We start from the raw sequence: 9,070 nt of genomic DNA on the forward strand, positions 1-9,070 counted from the left end.
TTTTCAAATTTGAGTTTATAATTTTAACAATAAATTTTACCATAAAAAATATTCATTTTCAACACTACCCCCCCCACTTTATCTTATATTTTCCTTAGAAAATTGTTTGAAAATCATTTGCTAAAAATGATTATTATTGTTATTTGTATCCATTTTTATTACAAAGTACTATTCTATCAGTATTAATCAATAGTAACTATTTTAAAATTTTACTTTTTGAAACTTTTGTACATCAGTATTTCAATATGTTAACATTTCCTTTTCTAAGATAAAACTAAGAAAAATCGCTGATATTATTAATAATAGATTATGTAATATTCATAATTTGAAATAATATTTATTAAAAAGAAATTGATTCTATTGTTTCATATTTCTAAAAAATATTAACTATCGCAAACATTAAAAGATGTGGATGGAGAAAAATCTTATTAATTCAATGGTAAAGATAGCTGGATTTCCTTTCATAAAAGATATTAATGATTTTGATTTTAGTTATCAAGATAATATAGATAAACAAGAGATATTGGATTTACTTACACATAGATTTATACATAATTTTGAGAATGTAGTATTTATTGTAAATATAGGGTGTTGATAAATAGATGAATTAGGATATATTCCAATAACTAAAGAAGAGACACTTATATTTTTTAGATTAATAAATGAAAGATATGAAAAGAAGTCAACAATAGTTACAACTAATGCTGACTTCAAGTATTGGGGTGATATATTTTCTGATAATACTTTATCAAATGCTATGTTAGATAGATTATTACATCATTGTAATGTTATTAGTATAGTTGGTAGATCATATAGAGTTAGAGATTATTATCAAGAATAAAAAACTACATTCTTATTTTGACACAATCTTACATTTTTATATTGACATTAACAAAAATATATATTTTTATATAAAATTAGGGTCAAGGGTTCTACCTTGCACGTTAAATGCAAGAGAAAATGGCTTGCCCATTTCCTTACATTTAACGTGATATAATACAGTTAAAATTATAAAACTAAAGCTGAATCTAATCTGCTCTTTTATCTACTATCCCCTTTATCTCTAATTTGAGCCTCTATTTCTTTTATTAATGAATCCAAATCATCAAACCTTTTACCATTAAATACAAAAAATAAAATAGTTCCATATAAATTTATTACTGTATAAAATATATAATTATTATGCATTGTTAGTTTAAATATTATCATATTTTCTTTATAATATCTTTTTTCTATTTCTATTTCTTTTTCTATTTTTTTTCTATTTTCTTGTTTTTCTATTTCTTCTATATTTTCTAGTTCTTCTCTTTTTTCTATTTCTTTTAGATTTATTAGGTCTTCTATTGTTGTTATTTCTGAATATTTACTCATTATTTTTCCTCTTTTCTAATTTATTTTATATTTTTATTTATTTAATTTTCTTCCATTACATTCTTTACATAATATTTCAACCAAACTTATAATATTTTTTTATAATTCAAAATATCTGCTTAACTTTTTTTAAATTGATTTTTTGCCATAAAATCTTCTATTTACTTCCAAATTTTATAACATCTTTTATCTTTTTGATATTTTTATTTTAACAGTATCTAATTTGCTTAAATTTGCTCCTATAAGCTCCAAAATCACAAAAGAGAATTTAATATACCCCTTAACTCTTAAAATCGCTTAGAATGAAAAATATGGCTTATTTTTTATATATTTTACCCCTACTATCAATATCAAAAACTAATATGACAATTTCAGTATCTATAATTCTAAATATTGCTCTATAATCTCCTATTCTCATTCTAAATATATCATCATAATCTTTATGAATATATTTTTTTATATCATATTCAAATATTTTATTTTTATCTTTTGAAATTTCATCAAATGCTTTCATAAATTTAATTCCATAAATTTTATTTATAAACTTTTTAGCTTCTTTTTTATATAAAACCTTATAAAACATCTTCTAATTTCAATTCCTCTCCACTTATATCTGAAAAATCAATGTTTTTACTTTCTATTTCTAATTGTTCTTCTTTTGATAATAAAGAAATATTTGAATTTAAAAAATCTAATAAACTTATTTCTTTTTCTTGTTTTATTCTTTTTAAGGCTGTTTCTCTTAAAAACTCTGAAAAATTATAGCCTTTTTTTAAAATAAAATTTGAAATTAAATCATAATCTTCTTGCTTTAAAGTAATATTTTTACGAATAAACATAAATAGGTCTCCTCCTTCTTAATATATTTTATACACATCATACGCATTATACGCATTATATTGTATCATTTTTAACAATATGTACTTTAAATTTTCAATTGCAACCCATGTGATAAGTTTTTAAAGATTAATCGCAACCCATTGTATATATTTTTAATAATTTTATGATATAATTTATCTGATAGGGTTTAAATTCACGCTATCACATAATATAGCCCTTAATGATAATTTTTGTAATGTTCTTTGACCATATTTAGCAGCAAACATATCATTAGGGGTTTTCTTATATCTAGCCTTATACAAACTATTTATATTATTAACCATATCATATATCTCATCTTGAGTTAAATTATTAAAACTAATTCCTTTAGGTAAAAATCTTCTTATTAGTCTATGTATATTTTCAATATTAGGCTTTTGAGTTGGTGTTGCCTTATCACAATAAAATACTCTTGTTCTGTTAAAATCACTTTTAATACTTCTTTCCATTTTATCTCTTGATGAAAATTCATACCCTCTATCTGTTAAAATAACTTCAAACATTTTTCTAAACATTACAGTTCCAATAGCTCTTTCTATGTTATCAAGTATTTTAACTATCTCTATTTGTGATTTTTTTTCTAATTTATATGCCATTAAAAATTGAATATCTGTAATAAATATTGTAAGTATATATCCACTAGCTCCTAAAGGACCACATATTAGATCCATTTCTACTACACTTATATCTTTATGATTTTCTCTATATTCTTCAAAATCTTTATATTCTCTATCATTTAAAAAACTCTTTCTAGGTAAGTATGGAATTTCTGTATCTTCTATCTTCTTCATTACTTTTCTTCTTTTTCTTTTATTCATTTTTATTAACAACCTATTATTAATATATGAATATATTGTTTGAACACTTACACTATCTTTAGGATATTTAATTTTTATAACCTCACTAATATGAAATATCGTTTGATTTAAATCTAATGATCTTTGAATTTCTTTTAACATCATTATTTTTGATTCAGTTATTCTTGAATTAGTTCTTCTATGCAAAGATTTCTTATGTGATATTATCGATTTATATACTATGTAATGCTTAGTGCAATTTTTGCTAAAATATCTAGGACAGTTATTACAAACATAAGGCGATTGTTTTAGTAAGTTACAATAATTATTTTCAAGTATTTCTTCATCTGTTTTAATATTATTATATTCAAATATCTTAACATTTCTTTCAACCATTCTATTTCTTTTTATCTCTCTTGATATTGTTGATAGACTTCTATTTAATTCTTTTGATATATCTTTTAAAGACCAACCATCTTTTAATCTTACTTCGATTAAAATTCTTTCTTCTTGATTTAACTTTTTCATTTATTTTCCTTTCAGGGAGTTGCAATTGATACTTTAAAAAAAGGTGGCGATTAATCTTTAAAAATTAAAAAAATGAAAGTCATTAAAACTCTCATTTTTTCTACATTATATCATATTTGGGGTTTTTTTTACTTTTTTAAATTGAATTATTTTTTTATACGAGCCATTTATTTATACTATTTAGATTATATTTCTCATGGGTTGCGTTTGTTACTTTAATGTGCATATTTAGCAAGAAGGTTCCTATTTCTATAAGTGTAAATAGTTCACCTTTTATATTGTTTTACTATATAATTTTACAATATTATAAATTATTTTCCCCAAATTTGATAACATTTTTTATCTTTTTTATTTTCTAATAATAATGTATTATTTTTACTTAATTCTAATAATTGACTATAATTCTATATATTAATAAAAATAATAATTCTAATCATTTATTATTTTTTTTATAAAAATTATAACCTTATACCTCTATTTTTAAAAAATATAACTGAACACATTCCTAACAATATTATTAATACTCCACTCATACAAAATATTACATTTATTTTTATATATTTTAAAATATATCCTACCATAATCATTGATGTTGGTGTTGCTATATTTATATAGACACTTTCTTTTAAAAAGTAATATTCATTTTCTTCCTTATTTAAATTTTTTTGAATAATCAACTTATTTGAAGTTGAATAAAACGGAAATGATATTCCTGATATTAAAATAACTAATAAATACATGTATATATTATTTGAAAATGATAACATTGATATTGCTAAACCAAATAATATAATTGAATTTGAATAATAATATTTACTTTTAAATTTTAACTTTATTACAATATAAGAACCTATAAACATTCCAAGTACCCAAAAAATCTCATTATATTTTAAATAATTGATATTATCCCCAAAATAATATTTTACTAATAATGCTGTCATAAATCCTAGTATTGTCATAAAAAAATAAAAAATAAAATTTATAAAGAACATGTACCTCCAAACTGTTTTTATTTTTTCTGTCCAGTTTGTTGGTACATGTTCTGAATGAACTGCTTTTTTTCATTATCATCATCACTACCAATCATAATAGGACTAACTGTACTTGTAGCAACATCATCAAAGTACAAATGATACAACTCATGAGCAAATGAAAATCTTTGTCTACCAATAGACATATCTGAATTTATAGCTATTACATTAGAATTTTTACATTTATAACAAACCCCGCTAATATTATCGCCTAGCGAATGAAAAACAAGTGTTAGATTTTCTATTTTTTGAACTAACTTAAAAATATCAATAGATGATTCTACATCTTCACCTAATTTCTTTCTAAGGTTAGATGATTTATTACTTAAGTCTATTCTATCAATCATTTATTTTCCTCCAATATACTATCCATTTCAATTTGATTTAAAACAATTTTATTTACAATAGCTAAAGATTATCTAAAAATAGGATTGAGTAGTAAAGATATTCATATTAAATACGGTGTATAAAAAAGAATTTAAAGCTAAAGTTATTAATAAAATTTTTAAAGGTAATTCTATAGATAAATTATCTACAAAGTATTCACCGCCTAATACTATTAAAAATAATTTCAACTTTATTTATAACTTGATTTTGATTTTATAACTTTAACATCTAAATTCAATAATTTTTTCAAAATATTCTTAACATCATATTCACTCAACAAGCATTTAGGACCTATATATATTTCTTTTATAGCTTCCTTAGAAAAAGGTAATTTTAAAAACTCAGTAATATCATCTTCTCCAACAGTTCTAAAACCATGTTCTAATTCAATTACTTCCAATTTTTCAATAAATGCATTATATTTGTCAATTATTTTTTCAAATTTCATATCATCACAAAAAATAAGTCTAACTTCTTTTTCTTCTTTAAATGCAGGATTTTTATATTTTACCAATTCAGGAATCAATTCATGTAAAAATACTTCTATTTGTTCATCTTTATTCACAATATTTTCTTCTTTAATTATAGTCTTAATCGTACTTGCCACACCTAAAACATCATCTACTATTTCATCAGAAACTATATCATCAATATATATTACCTCTCTAATTAATAAATTATCAGCTTTTGATATTTTTTTTAAATCAAAACCTATAGAAACACCTTTACCATCTTCTGCATACGCTCTCCACTGACTTAATATATCTGGTTCCTTAGAAAAACAACTAACATAAACACTATGTTGACCTTTAAAAGATAAAATTCTTTTTAATTCATCTAATGTAAAGTCTAAGTTTGAATACATTTTCATCATATCCATAAATAATTTTGATTCTAAAAATTCTATTTGAATTGAATTTAATTTATTCAAATACCACTTAATTTCTAAGTCATCATTCATTTTCAATGGATCAGAAAGATAAATTTGCTTATTTTTAATAATATTCAAAAATGTTTTTAAAGAACAATAATAATACCCAATCATATATAAATCAGCTCCTCAATTTCTAATTTAAAAATTTAACAAAAAATATTTTAACTTTAAAATCAGTACAACAAAAATTAATATCAAAATAACTACATTAGTAATTTATCGTTATAAATCTAAAAATAAAGTTTCAACGAAAAGTTTCCATACTCGATTCCCTAAATATTATAGAAGTAAATTTTGATGTTCTTATTTGAGGAACATTTTTATAAATTTTAAAATATCCTAGTACTGCGATATCATAAATTTTTTCTTTATCAATATTATCTTGAATAAAATCTCTATAAATACTTATATTTTTACTCCAGTTATTTTTCTTTTCTATATTTAAAATCAATTTAAAACGTATACCTTTTTTAGTTTCAATTTCTTCACATTCTAATTTTGCTCTCCCATAAAAAATAAATATTTTATTTTCTTCAAATTTATCAAACCCACTATTTATAGATTTTCTAGGAATTGATTTATTAATACTATTTCCTTTTTTATCATTCATTTTAATTATAAAAGGATTATTTTCAAATTCATCTGCTTCATTACATTCTTTTACTTTTTTAGGTAGCAAGTAATTTAAGGCTGATTCTAATTTATCTTGAATCTTTTCATCACTTAAAGAGTTCACAAACTGTATAATAACATTTTCAGGTGCAGAATCATGTATATACGAACACCCATTATCATGATTCGATGAAGGAATCTTTGATAAATATTCACGTTTATTTGAGGTTCGATGAGTAAAACATAATTTTGCTTTCTTACATTCTGGACATAACATTTTATCTCGATATTTCGAAATATCTCTATCGTTTTCATCATATTCTCTTTGTACTTCATATAAATCATGAAGTTGCTTATCATCAGTATAATAAAATTCTCCAAAATATACATTTGACAATATAATCACTTCCTTTTACAAAATTCAATTAATAACATTATATTTTATTACTTTAAACACTCTAAAATTATTTTCTATAATATACAAAATACCTTATTATAAAACCAAATATATTAATATCAAAATAAAAGTTTAAAAGAATCTATTTAAATTAACAAATATCATCTATTTTGTTTTTTATTTTTCAAAAGCTAAAAATCTTTTCTAACTCGTTTATTATTTATAATCCAAAAATTAAATATCAAATATTTTTAAAAGGTCATAAAAGTAATATTTTTTATTTTTTTTCTTATCTTCTCCAAATATAAATTTTAAATCTTCTAACTTCTTTATATTATTTTTAGCAGTTATATAACTAACATTTAATGTAGCTGCCAAATTATTTATTGTAAAAATTGGATTTTTAAATATATAGTCTATATAATTTAATTTCAAATTATTATCATTTACGATATTTATCAATGTATTATATAGCATTTCTACTTCCTTAAATTTTTCTATATTTCTTTTAGATTGATTTATAATACAATCCAAGAAAAAATTAATCCAACCTATCCAATTTGGATTGTCTTTTCTTGTTTCATCTAAATAAGCATAATATTTTAATTTATTCTTTTCTATCTCTTCACTTATGTTAAAAACCTTATGATTTATCAATCCTTTATCATAAAGATAAAGAATAATAAGCAATCTTCCAACTCTTCCATTACCATCTAAAAAAGGGTGAATAGTCTCAAACTGTGCATGTATTATAGCTACTTTTATTAATTCATCTAAATCTTCATCTATACTATTAATATAGCTCTCTAAATTAGACATATATAAATCAATATTATTAGCTATTGGTGGAATATGTTTAGCATTTTCCATGCTTATTCCACCTATCCAATTTTGAACTTTTCTATACTCTCCAACATTACTATTAGAGCCTCTACCAGACTTTAACATTTCCTTATGTAATGCTTTGATTAATTTCGTCCCTATTGGTAGATCCCTTAATAATTTAATTCCTTCATTTAAAGCCTCAATATAATTTTTTATTTCTAATGTATCTGCATTACGCTTTGATGTCACATCCGCTTCAACAACTTCATTAAAACTAGATTGAGTTCCCTCTATTCTAGTTGATTGTAGAGATTCGTTAATTGTAAACAAGTAAAATATTGCCTCATTTAATTTACTATGTTCTGTTCTTATATTAATTTCTTTTATTAATTCCCTAGCTTTTATAACCTTTTTATTTAATTTTATAATTTCTTCATTTTCAAATATAATAGGTAGTAATTCTGGTTCAAATGGTTTTTTCATTTTTTATCATCTCCTTACCATAAGTATACATTATATTTTAAAAATTCGCAAATTTTATAATATACTTTTATTTTTATACTTTATATTTTAATTTTTGTTGTTTTTTAAAATATAAATCAACACATAGTCTTACTACTACCACAGTTTCCTTAGTATTAAATATCTTAATTTTATTTTTTTATAACAATTTTTTCTAATATAAGGAATTTAAAAATAGTATTTTTTTTAATTTTACCCTTATTTTAAGCCATTTTATATTTTTTTAGGGAATTTAATTTTTTTAAAATTACTCCTTGTATATAACATACAAATTTATTACAATTTATATATAAAATAAGATTAGGAGTGATTAAAATGATGGTTGAAAATGATATAGAATTAGAGGTTGAGAATAAAAATAGAAATAAAATATTAGTTGTTGGAGAAAGTTCAGTAAAAGTGAATATATTATATAACTTATTTAATGAATATGGAGTATCTAAAAATAGAGTAGAGGTTATAACTGATTTTGATAAGATTAAAAGAATGGATATGGATAAGTTAAAGAAATATAAGTTAATACTAATGGGACCTATTCCACATAGTTCAAAATCTAAGGAGTATAATAGTAGTATGTTAACTAATTTATTTTATACATTAGATAATAATAGAGTTGAAAAATTAGAAGCTAATGGTAGATTAAAGATAACAAAAAGTAACTTTAAAGAAATATTATTAAAACTAAAAAATGAGCTATATTTAAATTTATTCATAGATAAAGTTGAAAGTATAAATTAGTTAAATATATAATTGCAAAAATAAAAAAATAGGTTCTTCACAAATATTT

At 21.6% G+C, this 9,070-nt stretch carries 12 protein-coding genes; 3 read left to right on the plus strand and 9 right to left on the minus strand.

Features of this window, described 5'->3' with window-relative positions; genetic code table 11:
• Positions 1–412: 412 nt before the first annotated feature.
• Positions 413–595, plus strand: coding sequence for an ATP-binding protein (locus AYC59_RS06350; RefSeq protein WP_066896549.1), 183 nt, complete (start codon positions 413–415; stop codon positions 593–595).
• A gap of 3 nt (positions 596–598) precedes the next feature.
• Complete coding sequence (locus AYC59_RS08315) at positions 599–841, plus strand: ATP-binding protein (protein ID WP_082752725.1); 243 nt, start codon at positions 599–601, stop codon at positions 839–841.
• A gap of 200 nt (positions 842–1,041) precedes the next feature.
• Here the strand turns inward: AYC59_RS08315 and AYC59_RS06355 are convergent, their stop codons facing one another.
• The 9 genes from AYC59_RS06355 to AYC59_RS06395 all read right to left on the minus strand — a co-directional run bounded on the left by AYC59_RS06355 (position 1,042) and on the right by AYC59_RS06395 (position 8,244).
• Positions 1,042–1,371 (minus strand): hypothetical protein, encoded by a 330-nt coding sequence (locus AYC59_RS06355; protein WP_066896552.1) that lies wholly within the window; start codon positions 1,369–1,371, stop codon positions 1,042–1,044.
• A gap of 316 nt (positions 1,372–1,687) precedes the next feature.
• Positions 1,688–1,954 carry a type II toxin-antitoxin system RelE family toxin gene (locus AYC59_RS06360; RefSeq protein ID WP_066896555.1) on the minus strand — a complete coding sequence of 89 codons (267 nt, stop codon included), beginning with the start codon at positions 1,952–1,954 and terminating at the stop codon, positions 1,688–1,690.
• Positions 1,944–2,210: a hypothetical protein gene (locus AYC59_RS06365; RefSeq protein WP_066896558.1), complete on the minus strand. Its 267-nt coding sequence runs from the start codon at positions 2,208–2,210 to the stop codon at positions 1,944–1,946. The genes AYC59_RS06360 and AYC59_RS06365 overlap by 11 nt, the downstream gene beginning before the upstream one ends.
• 174 nt (positions 2,211–2,384) lie before the next feature.
• On the minus strand, positions 2,385–3,575 hold the full coding sequence (locus AYC59_RS06370; protein WP_066896561.1) for an IS30 family transposase: 1,191 nt from the start codon (positions 3,573–3,575) through the stop codon (positions 2,385–2,387).
• A 458-nt stretch (positions 3,576–4,033) separates the two neighbouring features.
• Positions 4,034–4,567, minus strand: coding sequence for an MFS transporter (locus AYC59_RS06375; RefSeq protein ID WP_066896564.1), 534 nt, complete (start codon positions 4,565–4,567; stop codon positions 4,034–4,036).
• A gap of 17 nt (positions 4,568–4,584) precedes the next feature.
• A complete protein-coding gene (locus tag AYC59_RS07610) occupies positions 4,585–4,953 on the minus strand; it encodes an ImmA/IrrE family metallo-endopeptidase (protein ID WP_082752726.1) in 369 nt (122 codons plus the stop codon).
• A 230-nt stretch (positions 4,954–5,183) separates the two neighbouring features.
• Positions 5,184–6,038, minus strand: coding sequence for a DUF2971 domain-containing protein (locus tag AYC59_RS06385; protein WP_066896567.1), 855 nt, complete (start codon positions 6,036–6,038; stop codon positions 5,184–5,186).
• 133 nt (positions 6,039–6,171) lie between these two features.
• Positions 6,172–6,936 (minus strand): hypothetical protein, encoded by a 765-nt coding sequence (locus tag AYC59_RS06390; RefSeq protein ID WP_066896570.1) that lies wholly within the window; start codon positions 6,934–6,936, stop codon positions 6,172–6,174.
• Positions 6,937–7,170: 234 nt separating this feature from the next.
• On the minus strand, positions 7,171–8,244 hold the full coding sequence (locus AYC59_RS06395; protein WP_066896573.1) for a Fic family protein: 1,074 nt from the start codon (positions 8,242–8,244) through the stop codon (positions 7,171–7,173).
• Between the two features lie 354 nt (positions 8,245–8,598).
• On the opposite strand from AYC59_RS06395, the gene AYC59_RS06400 reads away from it, so the two are divergent.
• Positions 8,599–9,021 carry a hypothetical protein gene (locus tag AYC59_RS06400; protein ID WP_066896576.1) on the plus strand — a complete coding sequence of 141 codons (423 nt, stop codon included), beginning with the start codon at positions 8,599–8,601 and terminating at the stop codon, positions 9,019–9,021.
• Positions 9,022–9,070 lie beyond the last annotated feature (49 nt).

This window comes from Pseudostreptobacillus hongkongensis (genome assembly GCF_001559795.1).
In the GTDB taxonomy this organism is placed as follows: Bacteria; Fusobacteriota; Fusobacteriia; order Fusobacteriales; family Leptotrichiaceae; genus Pseudostreptobacillus; species Pseudostreptobacillus hongkongensis.

What these genes read in the sequence shown, in the direction of transcription:
- AYC59_RS06350 (WP_066896549.1), top strand. Translation starts at nt 413, where the DNA reads ATGGAGAAAAATCTTATTAATTCAATGGTAAAGATAGCTGGATTTCCT.
- AYC59_RS06355 (WP_066896552.1), bottom strand. Translation starts at nt 1,371, where the DNA reads ATGAGTAAATATTCAGAAATAACAACAATAGAAGACCTAATAAATCTA.
- AYC59_RS06360 (WP_066896555.1), bottom strand. Translation starts at nt 1,954, where the DNA reads ATGTTTTATAAGGTTTTATATAAAAAAGAAGCTAAAAAGTTTATAAAT.
- AYC59_RS06365 (WP_066896558.1), bottom strand. Translation starts at nt 2,210, where the DNA reads ATGTTTATTCGTAAAAATATTACTTTAAAGCAAGAAGATTATGATTTA.
- AYC59_RS06370 (WP_066896561.1), bottom strand. Translation starts at nt 3,575, where the DNA reads ATGAAAAAGTTAAATCAAGAAGAAAGAATTTTAATCGAAGTAAGATTA.
- AYC59_RS06375 (WP_066896564.1), bottom strand. Translation starts at nt 4,567, where the DNA reads ATGTTCTTTATAAATTTTATTTTTTATTTTTTTATGACAATACTAGGA.
- AYC59_RS07610 (WP_082752726.1), bottom strand. Translation starts at nt 4,953, where the DNA reads ATGATTGATAGAATAGACTTAAGTAATAAATCATCTAACCTTAGAAAG.
- AYC59_RS06385 (WP_066896567.1), bottom strand. Translation starts at nt 6,038, where the DNA reads ATGATTGGGTATTATTATTGTTCTTTAAAAACATTTTTGAATATTATT.
- AYC59_RS06395 (WP_066896573.1), bottom strand. Translation starts at nt 8,244, where the DNA reads ATGAAAAAACCATTTGAACCAGAATTACTACCTATTATATTTGAAAAT.
- AYC59_RS06400 (WP_066896576.1), top strand. Translation starts at nt 8,599, where the DNA reads ATGATGGTTGAAAATGATATAGAATTAGAGGTTGAGAATAAAAATAGA.